The sequence below is a fragment of the Streptomyces sp. BE303 genome (assembly GCF_036290945.1).
GTDB lineage: Bacteria > Actinomycetota > Actinomycetes > Streptomycetales > Streptomycetaceae > Kitasatospora.
In genome coordinates, this window is record NZ_JAQYWZ010000817.1 from 28,710 (window position 1) to 49,991 (window position 21,282).

16 protein-coding genes are annotated in these 21,282 nt (G+C 75.4%); 10 read left to right on the plus strand and 6 right to left on the minus strand.

From position 1 onward, the window contains the following. Complete coding sequence (locus PUR56_RS28165) at positions 1-228, plus strand: hypothetical protein (protein WP_329950994.1); 228 nt, start codon at positions 1-3, stop codon at positions 226-228. Positions 229-298: 70 nt separating this feature from the next. On the opposite strand, the gene sph is transcribed toward PUR56_RS28165, so the two are convergent. The 4 genes from sph to PUR56_RS28185 all read right to left on the minus strand — a co-directional run bounded on the left by sph (position 299) and on the right by PUR56_RS28185 (position 5,822). Further along, the gene (sph, locus tag PUR56_RS28170; RefSeq protein WP_329880085.1) at positions 299-1,339 is read right to left on the minus strand and encodes a sphingomyelin phosphodiesterase; all 1,041 of its coding nucleotides are present in this window, start codon (positions 1,337-1,339) and stop codon (positions 299-301) included. A gap of 72 nt (positions 1,340-1,411) precedes the next feature. Beyond that, positions 1,412-3,508, minus strand: a complete 2,097-nt coding sequence (locus PUR56_RS28175) for an MMPL family transporter (RefSeq protein WP_329950995.1) — start codon at positions 3,506-3,508, stop codon at positions 1,412-1,414. A 93-nt stretch (positions 3,509-3,601) separates the two neighbouring features. Further along, positions 3,602-4,759, minus strand: a complete 1,158-nt coding sequence (locus PUR56_RS28180) for an outer membrane protein assembly factor BamB family protein (protein ID WP_329950996.1) — start codon at positions 4,757-4,759, stop codon at positions 3,602-3,604. Between the two features lie 79 nt (positions 4,760-4,838). Further along, positions 4,839-5,822 (minus strand): deoxyribonuclease IV, encoded by a 984-nt coding sequence (locus PUR56_RS28185; RefSeq protein ID WP_329950997.1) that lies wholly within the window; start codon positions 5,820-5,822, stop codon positions 4,839-4,841. Positions 5,823-6,011: 189 nt separating this feature from the next. Between PUR56_RS28185 and PUR56_RS28190 the strand changes: the two genes are divergently transcribed. The 3 genes from PUR56_RS28190 to PUR56_RS28200 all read left to right on the plus strand — a co-directional run bounded on the left by PUR56_RS28190 (position 6,012) and on the right by PUR56_RS28200 (position 10,087). Further along, on the plus strand, positions 6,012-7,337 hold the full coding sequence (locus tag PUR56_RS28190) for a cytochrome P450 family protein (RefSeq protein WP_329950998.1): 1,326 nt from the start codon (positions 6,012-6,014) through the stop codon (positions 7,335-7,337). 421 nt (positions 7,338-7,758) lie between these two features. Continuing rightward, a complete protein-coding gene (locus PUR56_RS28195; protein ID WP_329950999.1) occupies positions 7,759-8,856 on the plus strand; it encodes a right-handed parallel beta-helix repeat-containing protein in 1,098 nt (365 codons plus the stop codon). A gap of 199 nt (positions 8,857-9,055) precedes the next feature. Beyond that, complete coding sequence (locus PUR56_RS28200; protein WP_329951000.1) at positions 9,056-10,087, plus strand: methyltransferase; 1,032 nt, start codon at positions 9,056-9,058, stop codon at positions 10,085-10,087. Between the two features lie 108 nt (positions 10,088-10,195). On the opposite strand, the gene PUR56_RS28205 is transcribed toward PUR56_RS28200, so the two are convergent. Together PUR56_RS28205 and PUR56_RS28210 are read right to left on the minus strand one after the other, a co-directional pair. Continuing rightward, positions 10,196-10,915: a class F sortase gene (locus PUR56_RS28205; RefSeq protein WP_329951001.1), complete on the minus strand. Its 720-nt coding sequence runs from the start codon at positions 10,913-10,915 to the stop codon at positions 10,196-10,198. Between the two features lie 129 nt (positions 10,916-11,044). Beyond that, positions 11,045-11,437 (minus strand): hypothetical protein, encoded by a 393-nt coding sequence (locus PUR56_RS28210; protein ID WP_329880077.1) that lies wholly within the window; start codon positions 11,435-11,437, stop codon positions 11,045-11,047. A gap of 368 nt (positions 11,438-11,805) precedes the next feature. Here PUR56_RS28210 and PUR56_RS28215 point away from each other — a divergent pair, with 368 nt between their 5' ends. The 6 genes from PUR56_RS28215 (at position 11,806) to PUR56_RS28240 (ending at position 21,282) form a co-directional block, all read left to right on the plus strand. Continuing rightward, entirely contained in the window at positions 11,806-12,255 is a 450-nt protein-coding gene (locus PUR56_RS28215) for a PPOX class F420-dependent oxidoreductase (protein WP_329951002.1), read from the plus strand. Between the two features lie 167 nt (positions 12,256-12,422). Continuing rightward, entirely contained in the window at positions 12,423-13,376 is a 954-nt protein-coding gene (locus tag PUR56_RS28220; RefSeq protein WP_329951003.1) for a hypothetical protein, read from the plus strand. 393 nt (positions 13,377-13,769) lie between these two features. Next, positions 13,770-15,137: an MFS transporter gene (locus tag PUR56_RS28225; RefSeq protein ID WP_329951004.1), complete on the plus strand. Its 1,368-nt coding sequence runs from the start codon at positions 13,770-13,772 to the stop codon at positions 15,135-15,137. 188 nt (positions 15,138-15,325) lie between these two features. Beyond that, the gene (locus PUR56_RS28230) at positions 15,326-16,657 is read left to right on the plus strand and encodes a condensation domain-containing protein (protein ID WP_329951005.1); all 1,332 of its coding nucleotides are present in this window, start codon (positions 15,326-15,328) and stop codon (positions 16,655-16,657) included. A gap of 198 nt (positions 16,658-16,855) precedes the next feature. Continuing rightward, positions 16,856-20,104, plus strand: a complete 3,249-nt coding sequence (locus tag PUR56_RS28235; protein ID WP_329951006.1) for a non-ribosomal peptide synthetase — start codon at positions 16,856-16,858, stop codon at positions 20,102-20,104. Further along, positions 20,101-21,282 (plus strand): acyl-CoA dehydrogenase family protein, encoded by a 1,182-nt coding sequence (locus tag PUR56_RS28240; protein WP_329951007.1) that lies wholly within the window; start codon positions 20,101-20,103, stop codon positions 21,280-21,282. Before PUR56_RS28235 ends, PUR56_RS28240 begins: the two co-directional genes overlap by 4 nt.

Sequence of the window (21,282 nt, forward strand, 5' to 3'; positions counted from 1 at the left end):
GTGTCCGAATCCGCACCGGGATCCACGTCGGGATCCGCATCGGGGGAGCGTCCGCTTGCCGAGCTCCTCGACACCTTCTGGCAGGGGAGGGTGCCGCCCCCCGTCGGCGACGGCCGCGAACCGGTCACCGCGCTGGACGAGTTGGGCCCGACGGGGATCACCGTGCGCGGCCGGCCGCTGGACGCCGCCCTGGCCGTCGCCTACCGGCGGTTCACCGGCGCGGGCTGAGCACGCGCCGGCCGCCCGGCGGGCCGGTACGGCGGGCCGCCGGGCGGGCCCGCCGTAGCGGCGGAGGTCGCTAGCCGGCCGTCACCGGGTAGTGGTCGGAGAGGTCCGTGTAGGTGTAGTTCTTGCCCCAACTGCTCACGGTCCAGGGCGAGCTGTGGAACCGGACCACCGTGTTGCCGTAGGTCGCCGGGCGCGCGTGGTCGGCGCGGTAGAGGACGTAGTCGAGGTCCTCGTTGGGCTCACCGGGGTAGCGGTAGGCGGCGATCGAGTTGTCGGCGGTGTCGAAGGAGTCGGCCCAGCCGGTGCGGGTGTCGGCGGGGGCGACGCCCGCGTTGGCGAGCAGCGAGGGGTACTCGGTGCCGTGCGAGTCGATGTTGAGGTCGCCGGCGAGGACGACCGGCTCGGCGGCCGGGATGTTCTTGGCGTCGACGAAGGCCTTCATCGTCTTGAGCTGGGCCGCCCGGACGGCCGCCGGCTCGCCGGCGGAGCAGCCGGTGTCGGTGGACTGGAGGTGGGTGCCGATCACGTGCGTGCGCAGGCCGTTGACGTCGAGCACGGCGTAGACGAAGCCCTTGTTCGACCACCAGTCCGCCCCGCACGCGTCCTTGAACACGTACTGCTCCTTGCGGAGGACGGGCCACTTGCTGAGCAGCGTGACCCCGCCGTCCTCCGGGGTGCTGGAGCTGTAGCTGCCGGAGGTGGCGTCCCAGCCGCTGGTGGAGCGGCCGACGACGGGGGTGTGGTACGGGTACGCGGCCGACGCCTGGGCGATCAGCTGGTCGGAGGCGGCGTTGTCGAAGGCCTCCTGGAGGACGACCACGTCCTGGCCCTGGAAGAAGCCGGCGGCGGGGATGGCCTTGGCCCGGTGGTCCTGGCCCCAGTTGGGGTAGAGGTTCTTGCTCATCAGGAAGACGTTGTACGTCAGCACCTTGAGCGCCGGCACGGTGGGGACCGCCGCGGCCCCGGCGGTGGTGGCGGCCGGGGTGGACCCGGGGGCGGTGGTCGCCGCGCCGGCGCTCGGTGCGGCGGCGAGCGGGGCGAGCAGGGCGGCGGCGGCCGTGCAGGCCGCGGCGAGGCGCGCGCCCGGGCGGCGCGTGGAGGGAATTGGCATGACCGCAGTCAATGCGGGACGGGCCACGCCCGGCAAGACAGTGAACGATAACCATATGAACTCATCGGTAACTCAAAGCTGTCTGGCCAACTCCTCCTTGGGCGGAGGAACTTGCCTGGCCAACTTGCTCGGCCACCACATGTGTCGGTCCAGATCCATCGTCACCGCCGTCACCAGCACGGACCGCACCACCAGCGTGTCCAGCAGCACCCCCAGCGCCACCGCGAACCCGATCTCGGCGAACCCGACGACGGGCAGGGTGCCCAGCACCGCGAAGGTGCTCGCCAGGATCAGTCCGGCCGAGGTGATCACCCCACCGGTCGCCGCGAGCCCGGCCACCGCCCCCGCCCGGGTGCCGCGATGCGCGGACTCCTCCCGCACCCGGGTCATCAGGAAGATGTTGTAGTCGATCCCCAGCGCCACCAGGAAGACGAAGACGAACAGCGGGAACGCGTGGTCCACCCCTTCGAAGTGGAAGACGTGTTCGAAGAAGAACGCGCTGATCCCGAGTGCGGCCGCGTACGACAGCACCACCGTGGCGACCAGCACCAGCGGCGCCGTCAGCGCTCGCAGCAGCAGCGCCAGGATCACCAGCACCACGCCCAGCACGAGCGGGATGATCGCCCGGTTGTCGGCGGTCGCGGCCCGTCCGGCGTCCAGGATCACCGCCGTCGAGCCGCCCACCTTGGCGTCGGCGCCCGGTACGGCGTGGACGGCGTCCCGCACCCGGTCGACGGTCCTCTCGGCGGCGGGGCTGTCCGGCGGGTCGGCCAGCGTGGCCTGGAACAGCGCCTCCCCCTCGTGCGTCCTCGGCATCGAGGCGGACGCCACCCCGGCCGTCGCCAGTGTCGCCGCGCGGACCGCCTCGGCCTCCGCGGCCGTGCTGATGACGGTCAGCGGCGCACCCGTCCCGGCGGGGAAGTGCTGCTCCAGCACCTCCTGGCCGACCACCGAGTCCGGCTTGCCGGTGAAGGTGCCGGCCGTGCTCAGACCGGTGACGTTCAGTGAGACGAGGCCGACGCAGCAGGCCGCCAGCGCCAGCGAGGTGCCGATCCACACCTTGCGCGGACGCTGCCCGATCCACGCCCCCACGTGCGCCCAGCGGCCGGTCCGGGTCGGTTCCGGCGTCCCGAACGCGGGCTTGACCGGCCAGAACACCCAGCGTCCGACGATCACCAGCAGCGCCGGCAGCAGGGTCGTCATCGCGGCCAGCGCCACCACCACGCCGATCGCGCAGACCGGACCGAGGCCGCTGGTGGAGTTCATCTCGGCGATCAGCAGGCAGAGCATCGAGGCGACCACGGTGGCGGAGGACGCCAGGATCGCGGGCCCGGCCCGGTGCAGGGCGAACGCCATCGCCTCGTGCCGGTCCTCGTGACGGCGCAGCTCCTCCCGGTAGCGGGCGGTGAGCAGCAACGCGTAGTCCGTACCGGCGCCGAGCACCAGCACGATCAGGATGCCGGCGCTCTGCGCGTTGACGGTCAGTCCGCTGTGCTCGGCCAGCAGGTAGATCACCGCCTGCGAGACCACCAGCGCCCCGGCCGCCGAGAACAGCGGCAGCACCCAGAGGACCGGGCTGCGGTAGGTGAGCAGCAGCAGGATGATCACCACGCTGACGGTGGCCGCGAGCAGCGTGCTGTCGATGCCGGCGAAGGCTTCGGCCTGGTCCGCACCGATCCCGGCCGGGCCGGTGACGTGTGTGGTCATGCCGAGGCTGTCCGCGGCGGCCGTGTCCCGCAGGCTGTCCACCGCGGGGCGGAGGTCCTGCCAGCCGCCGGTGCCGATGTCGATCGGCACGATGGTCTGCAGGGCCTGACCGTCCGCCGACTCCACCGGCCCGACCACCTGGCCCAGCACGTGCGGGGTCGAGGCGAAGGCCGCCGCGTCCCGGGCCGCCTCGACCTTGTCGGCGGGGGTGATCCCGCCGGGGCGCTCGTAGACCACCACGGCCTGGGCGGTGTCCACCGGCTGGAACGCGCGCTGTTCGGTGAGCACCTGGGTGGACTCGGCGTTGCCGGGCAGCCAGCTGGAGGCCTGGTTGTCCTCGGCGTCCGTGAGCTTGCCCGCCAGCGGGCCCGCCACCACCAGCAGGACCAGCCACAGGGCCAGCACCACCCACTTGCTGCGGCGGCCGCAGGGCAGCGTGGCCAGTCTCCGGGACGGGCTCATCGGAAACTCCCAGCCTGTGAGGCGTCAGTCGTTCCAGCCTCCCACCGCCTCCGCTCCTCGGCAGCCCGGGTTACGCCACGGTCCGTCCGCGGGTCACGTCGGCGAGGCCGCCGCCGCGTAGACGCCGGTGCGGCTGCCGCGGTAGACGACGCCGTCGTGGGCGGCGAGCGACAGGTCGGTGTACTGGGTGCCGAAGGAGGACGGCTCGTCGCGCCACCGGAACCGCCCGGTGGCGAGGTCGAGCGCGTGGAGCCGGTCGTCGTTCAGCGCGACGTAGACCATGCCGTCGGCGACGGTCGTGCTGCTCGTGCCGGCGCCCAGGCCGGGCGGCACCTGCGCGGTCCAGCGGGTCTCCCCGGTGACGGCGTCCAGTGCGGTGACCTGGTCGCTCCGGCTCAGGCAGACCGTGCCGTCGGCGACCGAGGAGGGCGAGAGCAGCCAGTGGCCGAACCGCGCGCGCTGCCAGAGCACCCGGCCGGTCGCCGCGTCCAGCGCGAGGACGGACGGCGCCTGCTGGTCGGCGGTGGTGAGGTGGACGACGCCCTGGTGGACCACGGGCCTGCCGCCCAGCCCGCCGACGGCGCGCTGTTCCCAGCGCCGCTCGCCGCTGCTCGCGTCGACCGCCGTGATCCTCTCCTCGTCCCCGGCGAGGTAGACCGTGTCACCGGCGACGACGGGTGCGAACCCGCCCGCCGTCGTGGTGCTCCAGCGGTGGGCGCCGGTGGCGGTGTCGTAGGCGTGCAGCCGGTCGTCGTAGGTCGCGAAGACGCCGCCGTCCACCGCGGTGCCCCGGACCGAGGCGGACCCCGGACCCTCCGGTGCCTCCGGTGCCTCCGCGGTCCACCGGAGGGTCCCGGACGCGGCGTCCAGGGCCTGTACCTGGGAGTCGGTGGCCACGCAGACGAGTCCGTCACCGGCGGCGACGGGCCAGCCGTACGAGGGGTCGGCGGGCTTGCGGAAGCCGATCGCGGTGCTCCAGCGCGCGGCCCCGGTCCGCAGGTCGAGGGCCTCGACCGTCCCGTCGAGGCCCGCGAGGTACAACGAGGACCGGGGGGACGGGGGCAGGGCGATCCGGCCGCCCGTGTGCGTCCGGCTCCACAGCCGGTGGCCGGTGTCGGCGTCGCGGCGCGCCCACCAGCCGGCTCCCCCGCCGACGGCGAGCGCGGCGGCGCCCCCGGCGGCGCTGAGCAGGAGACGCCGGCGGCCGAGCGGCCGGGGCACCGGGTCGATCCGTTGTTCGTTTGCGTTCACACCGAGGACGACCGTCTGCGGCCCCGGGCGGTTCCCCCCGTCGCGCACGGATTTCGCCGGGTATGCGGCACCCGGTGGATCAGACCGCCGGGACGGCCGCCCGGGCCCGCAGCTCCTTCAGGGCGGTGATGTCCAGCGCGTGGCCGGTGCCGTCGCCGCCGTGCTTGCGGTCCGGGGTCTCCACCACCAGCGGGACGCCCGCCGTCGCCGGGTGCTCGAACAGTTCCCGGAACGGCTCCGCGCCGATCCGGCCGGCCCCGATGTTGGCGTGCCGGTCCTTGCGCGCGCCGACCACGTCCTCCGAGTCGTTGGCGTGGATCAGCCGCAGCCGGCCCGGGCCGGCGGCCTCGACCAGGGCGTCCAGCGTCTCCCGGACCCCGCCCGGTACCGCCAGGTCGTGACCGGCGGCGAAGGCGTGGCAGGTGTCCAGGCACACTCCGACCCGGGGGTGGCCGTCCAGCGCGTCCACGTACGCGGCGAGGTCCTCCACCCGCGCGCAGAGCGAACTGCCCTGGCCCGCCGTCGGTTCCAGGAGCAGCCAGGGCGCGTCCTCGCCGAGCGCGTCCAGTTCGTCCAGCAGCGGGCGGACGTCCTCCCTGACCTGCGCCATCGCCTCGTCGCGCCGGGAGCCGCCGCCCGGTGCCGAGCCGACCGCGGAACCGGTGTGCAGCACCACGCCCAGCGCGCCGATCGCGTGCCCGCGCAGCAGCGAGTGGCGCAGCGAGGTGGCCGAGCGTTCCCGGGTCGCCGGATTGTCCGAGCCGAAGTTGATCAGGTACGGCGCGTGCACGTACGCCGGGATCGACTGTTCGGCGCAGGCGGCCCGGAACTCGGCGTCCTGGGCCGGGTTGCCCGGGGGAGTGGCCCAGCCGCGCGGGTTGGCCACGAACACCTGCACCGTCTCCGCGCCCACCCGCCGGGCGTACGCCAGGCCCGTCCCGGCCAGCCCTCGCGCGGCCACCGGCACATGGGCGCCGACCGGGTTGCGGCGGGCGCCGAACGGGGGGACGGCCCCCGCCGCGGGCTCGGCGGGTGCGACGGTCGTGGTGGTGGCGGTGTCCATGGCTCCGAGCATGTCACGTGGGCCGCCGGCGGTCCGGTGCCGGGCTGTCGTCGTGCACGGACGGTCCCTCCGGGGACTGCCTCGTTCTTGCTCGATCGAGTGAATCGGAGCCGGGAAGCCGGACAGGCCGGTGCAGGGCCCGCCACTATCCGTGGGAGCAGCGAGAACCGAGGCCCGAGGGAGGCTCCCATGACCGTCACCGAGCCCGCCGAGTTTGCCGAGTCCACCCAGTCCACCCAGTCCACCGGGGCCACCGGGGCCGCCGGGCCGTTCGAGACGGTCGACCTGCGCGACGCGGAGCTGGTGCGCCGCCCGTTCGAGGTCTTCTCCCGGATCCGCGAACGGGCCCCGCTCGCCCGCGGCACCGTCCCGGGCGTCGACCCGGTCTGGATCGCCACCCGCTACGAGGACGTCCGCACCGTCCTGGGCGACCCGCGCTTCGTCAACGACGTCGCGAACGTGCCCGGTGCCACGCCCGCCCACCGCACCGAGCAGGTCTGGCGGGCCCGCGGCCTGCCCCCGGAGTGCGAGAGGTACCTGCGCGCCGGGGTGTTCGACGCGGACGGCGCCCGGCACCGCCGGCTGCGCGGGCTGGTCCACCCCTCGTTCACCGCCGGCACCGTCGGCCGGTTCCGCCCCCGGATCGAGCGGCTTGCGGAGGAGCACGCCCGCGCCCTGCGCGAGCACGCGGACGCCGACGGCACGGTCGACCTCGTCGCCCGTTTCGCCTACCCGCTGCCGGTCACCGTCATCTGCGAGCTGCTCGGCATCCCCGAGCCGGACCGGCCGCAGTGGCGCACCTGGAGCTCCTACCTCGGCCGGGGCGCCGGGGAGGGACTGGACGAGGCGCTGCGCGCGATGGTCGCCGCCGCCCGGGAGCTGATCGACCGTCGACGGACGGAGCCCGGCGACGACCTCGTCTCGCAGCTGGCCGCCGCCGAGGGTACGGCCCTGGACCCGGTCGAGACGGTCTCGCTGATCCTCAACCTGATCGTGGCCGGCCACGAGACCACCGCCACGCTGATCGGCAACGGGACGGCCGCGCTGCTCGCCCACCCCGAGCAGCTCGCCGGGCTCCGCGCCGACCTCTCCGGGCTGCCCGCCGCCGTCGACGAGCTGATGCGCTGGTGCGGTCCGACGCTCGGTGCGCTGCCCCGCTACGCCACGGAGGACCTCCGGCTGGCGGGCACGCTGATCCGCAAGGGCGAGGCCGTGATGCCGATCCTCGCCGGCGCCAACCACGACCCCCGGGTCTTCGCCGAACCCGAGCGGCTCGACCTCTGCCGGGCCGCCGCGCCGCACCACGAAGTCCACCTGGGATTCGGCCACGGCGCCCACCGCTGCATCGGCGCGGTACTCGCCCACGAGGAGGCGGTGGCCGCGTTCGGCGCCCTGCTGCGGATGTATCCGGAGCTGGCACTCGCCGTCGCCCCCACCGCGGTCGAACGGGGCCCCAACCCGGTCGCCTGGCACCTGGCGGCCCTGCCGGTCCGCCTCGGGACACCCGCCGGCTGACCCTTCGACCGCCGGGTCCGCTCCGCCCCCGCCCCTGCTCCGGCCCCGCCCCCGCCCCCGCTCCGCCCCTCACCGGCGTGCCTCCGGCCCCGGGACCGCCGCCCCCTGCCGCCCGCCCCGCTCAGCCCGCTCGCCCCGCGCGCCCGACCGCACCCTGCGGCCGGGCGCGACGCCGTTCCCGGTCCGCTCCGGGCATCCGTCGCCTTCCCGCGGCGGCCCGCCGCCGTTCCGGCCCGCCGCCCGCTCCGGCACGGCCCCGGTCCGACGCTCCGTCAGTCCGGCAGCCCAACCCTGGTGGCGGGGGCACCGGCGCGCACCTAGCGTCGGTTCGGCCGACACCCACCGGCCGTCATCCCCCGCCCACACCGCGTCACCGCGCCGGCGTCCCCCCGCGAGCGCGCCAGAAAGCAGGTCACCACTCATGCCCACGCGACGGGTCCACCACCTCGCCGCGGCCACCGCCGCCGCCACGACAGCCCTGACCACCGTCCTCACCGCCCTCGGTGCCGCCCCGGCCCAGGCCGCCGGGCCGTTGCACCTGGTCCGGCCCGGAGAATCGATTCAGCAGGCCGTCGACGCGGCCCTCCCCGGCGACACCGTCCAGCTGCTCCCCGGCGAGTACCGGGGCAGCGTCCGGATCGCCACCCCCGGTCTCACCCTGCGCGGCGCCGGCCCGGAGAGCGTGATCCTGCCCGCCGACACCGCCCGGGCAGGAGTCCCCGAGACGGCTGCCGCCTGTGCGACCGCCGGGCACGGCCTCTGCGTGGTCGGCGCCGACGACCGGCCGCTCACGGGCGTCACCGTCGAGGCGCTCGCCGTCACGGGCTTCCGCAAGAACGGGATCAACGCCACCGGCACCGACGGCATGACCGTCCGCGCCACCCACGTCCACGACAACGGCCAGCAGGGCATCAGCCAGGAGAGGTCCACCCGGGGCGTGATCACCGCCAACGAGTCGACCCGCAACGGCCAGTCCGGTGTCTTCCTCGCGAACACCGTGGACAGCGAGGGCGGCGCCCTCTCCGCCGACGGCACGGTGGTGAGCGGCAACCTGCTCGCCGACAACCGGATCGGGGTCACCGTCCGCCGCCTGCGCGACCTGAGCGTCGAGCAGAACGAGATCCACGGCAACTGCGGCGGCGTCTTCGTCGTCGGCGACGAAGGGGTGCCCCGGGCCGGCGCGCTCACCGTCACCCGCAACCGGGTCGTCGCGAACAACCGCTACTGCCCGCCGAACCCCCGCCTGGACCACATCCAGGGGGCCGGGATCGTGCTGACCGGCGCCGAGGAGACCACGGTGACGGAGAACCAGGTCCGCGACAACGTCGGGGCCTCGCCGTTCTCCGGCGGCATCGTGCTCGTCCGCAGCGTGGTCGGCGTGGCCAACGCCCGCAACACCGTGGCCGACAACCTCGTCGTCGGCAACGGCCCGGCCGACCTCGCCGACCGCGACACCGGCACCGACAACGCCTTCGCCCGCAACCACTGCGCGGTCTCCGAGCCGGCCGGCCACTGCTGATCCGGCCGGACCGGCCCCGCCGCCCGCGCACCGCCCGTGCCCGGTCCGGCCCGCACACCGCCCGACCCCACCCGCCGCGCCTCCGGCCCCGGTTCCCCTCCGGCCCCGGAGGCGCGGCGGGCACCCCGAAGACCCTCGTTCGCCCCCGTCAGAGACCGCAGCAACCCGCAGAACCCTGCAGAAAGCAGAGAGACGGCACATGACCACCGCACCCGCCACCACCCCGCAGGCCGCCATGCGCCTGCGGGAGCTCGTCTTCGGCGCCGCCTGCGCCGCCGCCGTCCGCGCGGCCGCCCGGCTCGGCGTCGCCGACGCGCTCGGCGACACGCCCACCACCGTCACCGACCTCGCCGCCGAGCTGGGCACCGAACCCGGGCAGCTGCGCCGTCTGCTGCGCGCCCTCACCTGCTACGGCATCTTCGAGGAGGCGGGCGGCGACCGCTTCGAGCACACCGAGATGTCCCGCCTCCTGCGCGAGGACGCCCCCAACAGCCTCCGCTACATCTCCCTCTGGTGCACCGAGCCGTGGACCTGGGAGGCCTGGCCGAAGCTCGACGAGGCGGTGCGCTCCGGCCGCAACGTCTTCCCCGAGCTGTTCGGCAAGGAGTTCTTCGACTACCTCCACAGCGACGCCGGGGACTCCGCGAAGGTCTTCGACAAGGCGATGACCACCTCCAGCCGGCAGTCGGCCGCCGACTTCGCCGCGTACCTCGACCTCACCGGGATCGACTCGGTGGTCGACATCGGCGGCGGCCAGGGCCACGTCCTGGCCAGCCTGCTGGAGAAGCACCCGACCCTGCACGGGACCCTGCTGGACCTGCCCAAGGTGGTCGCCGGCGCCGACCCCCGGCTGCGGGACGGCGGCGCCTTCGCCGGGCGGGCCCGGCTGGTGCCGGGCGACTGCCGGGAGGCCATTCCGGTCCACGCCGACCTCTACATCATCAAGAACATCCTGGAGTGGGACGACGAGAGCACCCGCCGCACGCTGGCCAACGTGGTCGCGGCGGCCACGCCGGGTGCGCGCGTCGTGGTGGTCGAGAACCTGGTCGACGACAGCCCGTCGATGCGGTTCACCACCGCCATGGACCTCCTGCTGATGCTCAACGTCGGCGGTGCGAAGCACTCCGAGGCGAGCCTGGTCCGGCTGATGGAGGAGGCCGGCCTGTCCGTCGCGGAGGTCCGCCCGGTCAACCCCTACCTGCACGCCTTCGAGGCCACCGTCCGCGGCTGACCGCCGGTCCGGTCCGCGCGACGACGGCGACCGCCGGCCCCTCCTCGGAGAAGGGGCCAGCGGTCGCCGTCCTCGCCGCACCCGGGCCGAAGGCCCGAGCCCTAAGGCTCAGGCCTTGCGCGAGGACTCCAGGTGCGCGAAGACCACCACGTTGTCCAGGTAGTCGCGGCGCTTCTTGTCGTACACGCCGCCACAGGTGATCAGCCGCAGCTGGGCGTCCGGCGTCTTCCCGTACACCTTCTGGTCGGGGAAGGCGTCCTTGGCGAAGGTCTCGACCGAGTCCACCGAGAAGACGGCGATCGTGCCGTCGGCCCGCTGGACCTCGACCTTGTGACCCGGCAGCAGCAGGCTGAGCAGCAGGAAGACGGCGGGCCCCTTGGTGGTGTCGACGTGCCCGGCGACCACCGAGGCGCCGCGCTCTCCGGGGGAGACGCCGTCCCGGTACCAGCCGACCAGGTTCTTGTCCTCCGGCGGCGGGGCGCCGAGCTGGCTGTCCGGGCCGAGGGTGAGTTCGGTGAAGGGGGCGTCCACGCCGATCTGGGGGATCCTCAGCCGGGTCGGCTTGGACCGCTTCAGCGGGGGCGCCGCGGGCGCGGACGCCTTGGCGGGTCCGGCCGCGGCCGTCGTGGCGGGCGCCGCGGCCGGGGAGTCGGTGGGCGCGGCGCCGGGCGAGACGGGCGCGGTGGCCGCCGCGGGCGCGGCCTGCCTCGACTCCGACTCGTCGGAGGACACCGTGTCCACCGAGTTGTAGATCAGCAGCAGACCGACCGCCGCCGCGCCCATCCCCGCGCGCAGCAGCCGGGACGTTCCAGGGACCAGACCGGCCATCGCGCCGGCTCCTCTCCTCGGGCCCGCAACCGCGGGCCCGACACGGCGAAGCGCCGCCCCGCGGGCCCCCGCCGCGACCGGCGCACGGGGCGGCGGTCACGGCGGGGGAGCGGCGGGAACGGCGCGGGATCAGATGGCTGCGTCGGCGCCGCGGCGACCGCGGCGCAGGGCGATCGCACCCGCGCCGAGGCCGCCGAGCAGCAGGACCGCGCCGGAGGCCAGGCCGCCACCGGAGAGGGCCAGGCCGCCACCACCGGTGTGCACGCCACCGTGCGGGGCCTTCTCGTCGGCCTTGTACTCGCCGCCCTTGTACTCCTCGGCCTTGTGCTCCTCGCCGGAGGAGCCCTTCTGCTTCTCTTCCCAGGTCTTCTGACCCTCGGCGCTGGCGCCCTTCTCCTGCTTCTCCTGCCAGGTCAGGTTCTTGCCCGGGTCGGCCGCGCCGTCCGCGTAGGCGAGCGGGGCACCGGCGGTGAGGACGGCGGCGACGGCGGCCCCGGCGAGCAGCGTGCGTGCAGAACGCATGATGATGATCCTTCCGGCGCGGGCTGCGATGGCCGACACGTCGTCGGCCAGGGGATTCGCAGGTACGCGCCTGATCCACCGTCATCCACGGTGGCGGCCACTGCCACCGGAGGACGGCAGCGGCGGGCGGGCCGGTGCGCCCTTCGGGTGGACTCCCGGGCGTGTTCACCCGGGTGCCCTGGGCGATCCGGGTGATTGGGTCCCCCCGGGGTATCCGTCGTCGGAACGGGTCGTTCCGACGACGCGTCGGCATCCCGTTCGGCCGTCGTCCGGCCGTCGTCCGGCCGTCGTCCGGTCCGTGCCGCGCCGGCCGGTGCCCGGGTGCGCGGGTACGGGTGAGCCGGGGCGGGGGTGGGGAGACTCGGCGCATGGCTGAGATCTCGAAGGACGTCCGTGAGCGGATCGAGGCGGGACACATCTGGTACGTCGGCACGGTCAACGCCGACGGTTCGCCGCATGTGAGCCCGATGTGGGTGGGGATGGAGGGAGACCTCGTGCTGTTCAACACCTCCGTCGGGCGGGTGAAGGAGCGGAACCTGCGGCGCGACCCCCGGGTCTGCCTGTCGCTCGCCGACCCGGCCGACCCGTACGACCGGGTGCAGATCCGGGGGCGGGTGGTGCGGTTCGTCGAGGGGGAGGAGGCCGACCGGAACATGGACCGGCTGGCCCGGACGTACCTCGGCACGGAGTACGGCTGGCGGGTCCCCGGCGAGCGGCGGGTGGTGGTGCTGGTCGAGCCCACCCGGGTCAGCCGGGTGGTGGGGGTCGAGCCGTTGCCGCAGGGCGCCCCGGGCGGCGCGGCGGCCGACCCGTCCTGACCCGCCGTGATCCGGTCCGCCCGGGGCCGGTCGTGACCGTTCGCCCCCGGAGCGCTCCGGGGGCGCCCCGGCCGCGCGCGGCCGTTCGCCGAGGTGGATGCCCCGGAGAACCGGCAGGCCCGGCCCGCGTCTATCTTGAGGGACCACGGACACGAAAGGGGCGGGACATGGGGACGGCCGGTCGGAAGGTGGCCGCCGCGGCGGCGGTGGGTGTGCTGCTGGGGACGCTGGCGGCCTGCGGGTCCGGGGGGAAGACCTCCGGCCACACGGCCGGGAGCACGGTGGCCGCCTCGGCGAGTCCGGGGAGCGCGGAGGGCGCGGCGGGGGCCTCCGGCGCCGCCTCCCCGGCCCCGACCGGGACCGCCTCCCCGGCCCCGACCGGGACCGCGGCCCCGGGGACGGCGGGCGGTACCGAGCCGGGCGGTACTCCGGCGGCCGACGGCGTGACCGCGCCGGCCGGTACGGCGGCGGGCGCCACGACGGGCGCCGGCTCCGGCGGTGCGTCCGGTGGTGCTCCCGCCGGTGGCGCTCCCGGTGGCGCTTCGGGCGCGAACACCGCGGGCACCACCGCCGGTGGCGGTGCGCAGCCGACCGCCGGGCCGGACTCGGACACCCTGCTGCTCGACGGCAAGCTCGTCCTGCAGCTCCTGCCCGACCAGAAGGCGATGACCGGGTGGGAGGAGGAGAAGCGGAAGGTGGACACCGCGGACCACGCCACCACCTGCACCACCACCGCGCCGTGCACCGGCAAGCCGCTGAGCGGCACGGCCCGTTTCGCCTCCGGAGAGGTGACCGCGCGCTTCGGCGTCGACACCCTCGCCGGAAGGGCGGAGGCCGCGAACCGCCTCAAGGAGGCTTACGCGGCCTACGGCGACGCCGCTCACTACACCGCGCTCGACCTCGGGGTGCTGGGCACCGAGAGCCGCGCGTTCCAGGGGCAGCTGGGCGGCCGGGACGGCGTGAGCATCGTCCTGCGGTCCGGCACGGTGGTCGCCAGTGTGACCACCGAGGGCGGCCCGGTCGACCGGGCCGCGACCCGTCGGCTCGCCGCGATGCTCGTCAAGCGCATCGAGCAGGCCCAGGCCGGCCGCACCCCGGACGCCGTCCTCGACCCGGCCTGACCGGGTGCCGGGCGGCCCCGGCACCGTCGGCCCCCGGCCCCCGGACCCGCTGTGGTCCGGGGGCCGTTCGTCTGCGGTTACCACGGTGGAGCCACGGCCAGGTGACGGAACGTCAGCACTTCACCGGATCCGGCCAAGTTGAGGTTGACCGTCCGCTGGCGCGAAACGGGTGGTCCGGATATCGGACGCAACGGTGGACACGTGACGCCGGTGGCGACAGGGGGACGACATCGCTGGTCCCGGTTCCGGAGGAGGGTCGCGGGCCCGGATCCGTGACATAAGGGCGGGCTAAGGGAAGCCTGCGGGAGCGGCGGGATCCGGTCGTTCGGGAGGGAGGCCGGAAACGAGCCAGACGGTTGCCCGGTAGCGAATCGGTAACCGAGAGTCGTACTGATGAACGACAAGCCCCATCCACCCCGCACCCCTCCGTCGGCCCGTCGCGACTTCCGGCTCCTGCTCTCGGGAGCGGTCGCGGCCCAGGCGGGCACGCAGGTGACCCTGGTCGCGCTGCCCCTGGTCGCGGTGCTGGAACTCGACGCCACGCCCTTCCAGGTCGGCCTGCTGACGGCCGCCGAGACCGCCGCCTTCCTCCTGGTCGGCCTGCCCGCCGGTGCCTGGCTGGACCGGATGCGCAAGCTGCCCGTCCTCGTCCGCGCCGATCTGCTCCGCTGCCTGGCCGTCGGCTCGATCCCGGTGGCCGGCGTGCTCGACGCGCTCACGCTGGTCCAGCTCTACCTGGTGGCCCTGGTCACCGGAGTGGCGACGGTCTTCTTCGACGTCGCCCACCAGTCCTACCTGCCGGTGCTGCTGCCGCGTGAACAGCTGATCGCGGGCAACGGTGCGATCGAGACCGTCCGCTCCTCCGCACAGATCGCCGGACCGGGGCTGGGCGGCGGGCTGGTCCAACTGCTCGGCGCACCGCTGGCGATCGTCGCCGACGCGTTCGGCTACCTCGCCTCGGCGGTGCTGCTCTCCCGGATCCGGGCCCACGAACCGCAGCCCCGGACCGAGCCCGGCCGCTCGCTGCGCGAGGACGTCGCCGAGGGCGTCCGGTTCGTGGTGGGGCATCCACTGCTCCGGGTGATCGCCGCCGCCACGGCCGCGTCCAACCTCTTCAGCGCGGTGCTGATGGCCGTGCAGACCGTCTTCTGGGTCAGGGTCCTGGACCTCTCCCCGGCGGCGATCGGGGTGCTGCTCTCGGTCTCGGCCGTGGGCGGCCTCGCCGGCGCGGTCTGCGCGGGCCCGCTCGCCCGGCGGATCGGCCAGGGCCGGCTGATCTGGCTCGCCCCCTTGGTGACCGGGCCGTTCGCGCTGCTCTGGCCGCTCGCCGACGGGGGAGCGGGGGCGGTGCTGTTCGCGGTCGGCGGCGTCGTGGTGCTGTTCGGCGCGGTGGCCTACAACGTCGCCCAGGTGAGCTTCCGGCAGAGCCTCTGCCCGCCGGAGCTGCTCGGCCGGATGAACGCCACCATGCGCTTCCTGGTCTGGGGGACGCTGCCGCTGGGTGCCCTGATCGGCGGCACCGTCGCGGACACGGCCGGGCCCCGGGCGGCGCTCTGGGTCTGTGCCGTCGGCACCCTGGTGGTGCCCGTGCCGCTGCTGCTCTCACCGTTGCGCGGCATGCGGGACCTGCCCTCCGCCCCGGGGGCGGAGCCGGTGCCGGACCCGGAGACGGGGTCGGGACCGGACGCCGGACCGGCGTCGGCCGGCGTCCCCGAGCGCACCGACCCGGAGGCCGCGGAGGACGCGAGAACGGTGCACTGACCACCGCCCGCCCGCCGGACCGTCCTCCGCCCCGACCTTCCGACTTCCTGACTTCCTGACGTTCCGACGTCCTGACAGGGCCGCATCGGGCCGACCGGCCCGCAACGGCTGAACGGGATCCGACGCCCGCAGCCGCCCGCACCAGCCCTGGACGTCCGAACGCCCTGAACCGAAAGCGGAGACCCTCCGTGTACTCCAGCATCACGGCCGCCTACCTCGCCCGCTACCGGTCCGTCCTCGACGCCGCCCCCGCCCCGGCGGAACTGCTCCCGCTCACCGGGGCCCAGCGGCGGTTCCTGATCACCCGCCGCCGCGACCCCCGCGGCCGAACCGACATCGTGCCGCTGTTCTTCGCCTTCCCGCGCGGGACCGTCGACCTGCCGCGCCTGCACCGCGCAGCCGTCCGGCTGGCCGCCCGCCACCCCGCCCTGCGCGGCGCGTTCACGACGGTGCGCGGCACCCCCCTCCTCCGGCTCGGCGCGCCGGCGGTCGAGGTGGCCCGGGCGGCCGTCGGCCGGGGCGGCCCGGACCGGTCGGCCGCGGCGGCGCTGCGCCGCGCGCTGCTGGACTGGCCGCTCGACGGACCGGTGCTGCGCCTGCTGCTCGCGTCCGCGCCGGACGACGACGAGGAGGTGCTGGCCGTCGCGCTGGACCATGCCGCCTGCGACGAGCAGTCGCTCGGACTGGTCACGGCGGACCTCACCGCGGCGTACGGACAGGACGACGCGTCCGCACCGGAGGGGTTGGGAGGCCGGGCCCGGCCGGACAGTCCGGACGAGGACGGCGTCGCGGCCTACCGGGCCGCGGTGGAGGGCCAGTTGGCCGGCGAGGCGGCGGCCGCGAGCGAGACCGCACACGCCCACTGGGCCGCCCGGCTCGGTGGACTGGAGGAAGTCCCCCGGGAGGAGGCCGCCGCCGGCGGTGTCGCCCGGTCCACCGGCGTGGTCACCCACCGGCTGCCCGCCGCGACCGGGGCCGCCCGGGGCGGTGTCTTCCCGGCCCTGCTGGACGCCGTCGGCGCCGCGGCCCGCCGGCTCGCCGCCGGGGAGCGGGTGCTCGCGCTCGGCTACCCGTGGGGCGGCCGCCCGCCCGGGGCGGAACCCGTCCTCGGTTGCTTCCTGAACACCCTCGTCCACCCGGTCGCGCCCGGGCCTGCGCGGAGCCTCGACGAGCTCGGCGCCGAGTGGTGGGACGACCTCGACCACGCGGACACGCCGTACGACGAGGTGGTGCGCGCCGCCCGTTCGGCCGGGGCGCGCTGGTCCGGGACCCTGGACGGCCTGCTGACCTTCGAGGACCTGAACCGTCGGCCGCCGCTGGTGCTCGGCGGCGCCGCCGGACGGGAGACCCACGTGGGCGGTCGTCCGCTCGCCGCCCCGCTGGCGGTCTCCGCCTCGCACGGTGAGGACCTGCTGGTCCGGCTGGCCTGGGACCGCGACCGCTACCGGGACGCCGACGCCGAGGCCGCGTTCGAGGCACTGCTCGCGACGCTGCGCCGTCACCTCGGCCCGCCCGCCTGAGGCCGCCGGACCGGACCCACCGACCCTCACCACCCGGACGACCCAACCGAATCGGGCCCGAATCCGGACCTGACCTCCGACCCCGCACACGTCCCGCCGCGCGCGCCACCATCCCCGGCCCGCCCGGCAGCGGCGGGCCCACCGCGCCCGCCCGCCCCGTTGCACACACACCCAATCGCTACCGCAAGGGAGTTGTCCATGTTCGCACTCTCCTCGTCGCAGGAGATCGTCTGGCTGCACGAGCAGATGCTGCCAGGCAGTCGCGCGTACAACTTCACCGCCGCCCTCGATCTCTGGGGGCCGCTCGACACCGACGCGCTCCGGGCCGGCCTGGCCGCCGTGCTCGCCCACCACCCGGGCCTGCGGCTCGAACTGGTGGCCCGGCCCGAGGGGTTGCCGCTCCAGCGGGTCGGCGCCCGGACCGAACCGCGCCTGCGCACCAGCGACTTCTCCGTCGAACCCGACCCCGAGGCGTCGTTCCGGACCCTGCTCGCCGCCGAGGCCGAGGAGCCGCTGGACACCGCGCAGGCTCCGTTGCTGCGCTGGCACCTCGTCCGGCTGGCCGACGACCACCACCGGCTGATCCACGTCGAGCACCACCTCATCCACGACGGGCACTCGTTCGCGATCCTGCTCCGGGACCTCTTCACCGTCTACCGGGCCCACGTCCTCGGCGAGGTCGCCGCCCTGCCCGCCGCACCCTCGTACGAGGACCACGTGCGGGCCGCCGGTCCCAGCCAGGACGCCGCCAGGGAGCGCGGACTCGCCTACTGGAAAAGTGAGTTGGCCGACGCGCCGGTGGACCTCGCGCTGCCCGGGCTGGCCCGGCCCGGCGTCGTGCGCCGGCACCGCGGCGGCCAGCTGCGCCAGTCGATCGGCGCCGATCTGGCCGAGCGGCTGCGCGAGCGCGGCCGGCGCGACGGGCACACCCCGTTCTCCACCCTGCTGGCGCTCTTCGCCGAGTTGCTGCGCCGGCACAGCGGCCACCGCGAGCTGATGGTCGGCACCGCCGTGGGCAACCGCCCGCCGGGTTTCGAGGGCACCGTCGGGATGTTCGTCAACACCGTCCCGCTGCGCCTGCGGCTCGACCCGGTCGCGCCCGGCACGGAGACCGTGGACGAGGTGACCGACGTCCTGTTCCGCGCGCTGCCCCACCAGGACGTGCCCGTCCAGGAGCTGACCCGCGCGCTGGGCCGGCACACCAGCGGCGCGGACAACCCGCTGTTCAGCGTCATGTTCAGCGCGCACGACGCGCCGCTGCCCGACGTCCAGGCGCCCGGACTGGAGGTGTCGCTGTACGAGGGCTTCAACACCGGCACCACCCGCTTCGACCTCGACCTGGTACTGCTGCCCGACGACCGCCGGGTGGTCGGCGAGAAGCTCGGCACGGCCGGGATGACCCTGGTCTGGGACTACGACGCCGACCTGTTCGCCGAGGAGACGGCCGTCCTGCTCACCGAGCGGCTGCTGGCGCTGCTCCGCGACTACCTCGACCGGCCGGACGCGCCGCTCGCCGACCTCGCACCCGTCACCGGGGCCACCGCGGCCACCGTCGGGACCGGGGTCACCGCGGCCACCGACGGGACCGGGTCCGCCGCGCCCACCCCGCCCGCCGGCCTCGACCGGCTCGCCGACCTCGACCCGGCCGCCGCCCACGACCCGGGCGCCCTCGCCCTGCTCGCCGGCACCGAGCGGCTCGGCTACGGCGACCTCGACCGCCGCGTCGGGGCCCTCGTCGAGCGCCTGCGCGCCGCCGGTGTGACGCCCGGCCAGCCGGTCGCCACCGTGCTGCCGCGCGGCGTCGACAGCGTGGTCGCGCTGCTCGCCTGCCTGCGGTACGGCGCGGTCTACGCCCCGCTCTCGGCCGAGGACCCGCAGGCCCGGCTCGCCCTGCTGCTGGAACGGCTCGGCCCGGCCCTGGTCCTCGCGACCCGGCAGAGCGCCCTCGCGCTGCCCGGCACGGTCGCCCCGGCCCTGCTGGACGGCCCGCCGTTCCCGAAGGCCGAGCCCGCAGCGGTGCTCGACGGCGCCGCCTACGTGATCCACACCTCCGGCTCGACCGGTGTGCCCAAGCCGGTCCTGGTCGGCCGCACGGCGCTGGCCCGCTACACCGCCGCGGTCGCCGCCCGCTACGGGCTCGGGCCCGCGGACCGGGTGCTGCTCTTCGCCCGCCCCTCCTTCGACGTGGCGCTGGAGGAGGTGCTGCCCTCGCTGGTCGCGGGCGCCGCTCTCGTGGTGCCGCAGCGCGAGGTCCCGACCGGGCCCGAGCTGGTCGCGGTGCTGGCCGCCCGCGGGGTCACCGTCGCCAACCTGCCGACCAGCTACGCCCTGGCCGTCCGCGACGACCTGCGCGAGGCGCTGGCGGACGGCCGCTGGTCCCCGCGTCTGCTCGTCCTCGGCGGTGAGCGGCTGCCCGCTCGGGCCCTGCGCGGGCTGACCGCGGGCACCGGGGTGACCGTGCTGAACGCCTACGGCGTCACCGAGGCGACCGTCACGTCCACCGTGCACGAGATCACGGACGAGGACCTCGCGGAGTCCGGCCGTCCGGCGACCGACCCGGCGGCGACCGACCTGACGGCGACCGACCCGGCGGCGGCCGGTGTCGCCGCGGACGCCGCCGAGATCCCGCTCGGCACCGAACTGCCCGGCGTGCGCGTGCACGTCCTGGACGAGGGCCTCCGCCCGCTGCCGCCCGGTGCGGTCGGCGAGCTCGTCGTCGGGGGAGACGCGCTGGCCGACGGCTACCTCGGCCTGCCGGAGGTCACGGAGGCCCGGTTCGTCACCGTCCCCGCGCTCGGCGGCGAGCGGGTCTACCGCACCGGCGACCGCGGCTTTCGGGGCCTGGACGGCCGGCTCCGCTTCCTGGGCCGGCACGACAACCAGGTGAAGCTGCGCGGCTTCCGGATCGAACTGGAGGAGATCGAGGCCGCCGCCTCCGCCGAACTGGGCGGCCGTTCCTGCGCCGTCGTGCTGCACGAGGACGCGACCGCCGGCCCGCGCCTGCTCGGCTTCCTGGAGGGCGCCGAGCAGCCCGACCAGACGGCCCTGCACGCCGCCCTGGCCCGCCGGCTCCCGGCCGGCCTGGTCCCCTCGGCCTGGACGGCCCTGGCCGTCATGCCGCTGCTGCCCGGGGGCAAGCCCGACCGTGCCGCCCTGGCCCGGATCGCCGCCGTGGCGCCGGGCGCGGCCGAGGCGGCGGCGGCCGAACCGCAGGCCTTCACCGACCCCGGCGAGGCCATGGTGGCCGAGGCCTGGCGCGAGGTGCTCGGCCACGACCGGTTCACCGCGGACTCGCACTTCTTCGAGGTTGGCGGCCACTCGCTGCTCGCGGCCCGGCTCGCCGCCTGGCTGGAACCGCGCCTGGGTTCCCGTCCGCCCCTGCGCACGCTCTTCCAGCACCCCGTCCTGGCCGACCAGGCCCGCGCCCTGACCGGAGCCGACCAGTGAGCCTCTCCGCCCCCTCCGCCGTCCTCGAAGCCGGCCACCGCGAACTCGTCGACGCCTTCGAGAGCTTCGTCCGCCGCGAACTCGAACCGCTGGCAGCCGAGTTGGGCGATTCCGCCGAGCAGCCGCCGGCCGACCTGCGGACGTACGTGCGCAAGCGCTCCGCCGCGCTCGGCTTCTACGCCGGGGACTACCCGGAGGAGCTGGGCGGCGCGGACATGCCGTTCACCGCCGTCGTGCTGCTCCACCACGCCGCCGGGCGCAGCGGCTGCGCGCTGGCCCCGTACGCGCTGGCCGGGTCCGACGGGCCCAGCCCGCTGCTGCGGCACGGCACGCCCGAGCAGATCGAGCGCCACCTCGTCCCGCTGGTCCGCGGCGAGCGGACCCGCTGTCTGGCGCTGACCGAACCGCAGGCCGGGTCCGACGCGTTCCGGCTCACCACGACCGCCGTCCGGGACGGGGACGGCTGGCTGCTGAACGGCCGCAAGACCTTCGTCAGCAACGCCGACCGGGCCGACCTCGCCCTCGTGGTCACCGCCACCGACCTCGGCGGCGGCGCCGGGCCCACCGCCGGTGCGACGGCCTTCGTCCTCCCGATGGACCACCCGGGCCTGCGGATCGGCCAGCGCTACGAGGGCATGTCCGGCGAGCCGCTGTTCGAGCTGACGCTCGACCGGCTGCACGCCCCCATGGCGTCGGTGATCGGCGGCGAGGCCGGTGTCGGCGCCGCCACCGCGCTCGCCATGGACAGCCTGTCCCGGGGCCGGCTGGTGGTCGCCGCGATGTGCAACGGCATCGCCGAGTACGCACTGCGGCTCGGCGTCGAGTACGCCCGGGAGCGGCGGGCCTTCGGGCAGCGGATCGGTGACTACCAGCACGTCCAGGAGCACCTGGTGAGCACCCGGGCCGAGGTCGAGGCGTCCAAGCTGCTCACCCTGGCCTGCGCCCGGCTGGTCGACGACGGCACCGAGGCCCCCGAGAACGCCGCGCTCGCCAAGCTCACCGCCTCCGAGACGGCCGTCCGGGCGGTCGACCGCTCGCTCCAGGTGCACGGCGCCACCGGCTGGGTGCGCGGCCATCCCCTGGAGTTCCTCTACCGCTACGTCCGGATGACGACCATCATCGAGGGGACCTCCGAGGTCCAGAAGGTGATCGTCGCCAAGGCCATGGGCCTGGGGTGA

Coding starts and splice junctions, on each gene's coding strand:
- PUR56_RS28190 (WP_329950998.1), top strand. CDS start 6,012: ATGACCGTCACCGAGCCCGCCGAGTTTGCCGAGTCCACCCAGTCCACC.
- sph (WP_329880085.1), bottom strand. CDS start 1,339: ATGCCAATTCCCTCCACGCGCCGCCCGGGCGCGCGCCTCGCCGCGGCC.
- PUR56_RS28215 (WP_329951002.1), top strand. CDS start 11,806: ATGGCTGAGATCTCGAAGGACGTCCGTGAGCGGATCGAGGCGGGACAC.
- PUR56_RS28205 (WP_329951001.1), bottom strand. CDS start 10,915: ATGGCCGGTCTGGTCCCTGGAACGTCCCGGCTGCTGCGCGCGGGGATG.
- PUR56_RS28175 (WP_329950995.1), bottom strand. CDS start 3,508: ATGAGCCCGTCCCGGAGACTGGCCACGCTGCCCTGCGGCCGCCGCAGC.
- PUR56_RS28225 (WP_329951004.1), top strand. CDS start 13,770: ATGAACGACAAGCCCCATCCACCCCGCACCCCTCCGTCGGCCCGTCGC.
- PUR56_RS28235 (WP_329951006.1), top strand. CDS start 16,856: ATGTTCGCACTCTCCTCGTCGCAGGAGATCGTCTGGCTGCACGAGCAG.
- PUR56_RS28220 (WP_329951003.1), top strand. CDS start 12,423: ATGGGGACGGCCGGTCGGAAGGTGGCCGCCGCGGCGGCGGTGGGTGTG.
- PUR56_RS28195 (WP_329950999.1), top strand. CDS start 7,759: ATGCCCACGCGACGGGTCCACCACCTCGCCGCGGCCACCGCCGCCGCC.
- PUR56_RS28200 (WP_329951000.1), top strand. CDS start 9,056: ATGACCACCGCACCCGCCACCACCCCGCAGGCCGCCATGCGCCTGCGG.
- PUR56_RS28210 (WP_329880077.1), bottom strand. CDS start 11,437: ATGCGTTCTGCACGCACGCTGCTCGCCGGGGCCGCCGTCGCCGCCGTC.
- PUR56_RS28185 (WP_329950997.1), bottom strand. CDS start 5,822: ATGGACACCGCCACCACCACGACCGTCGCACCCGCCGAGCCCGCGGCG.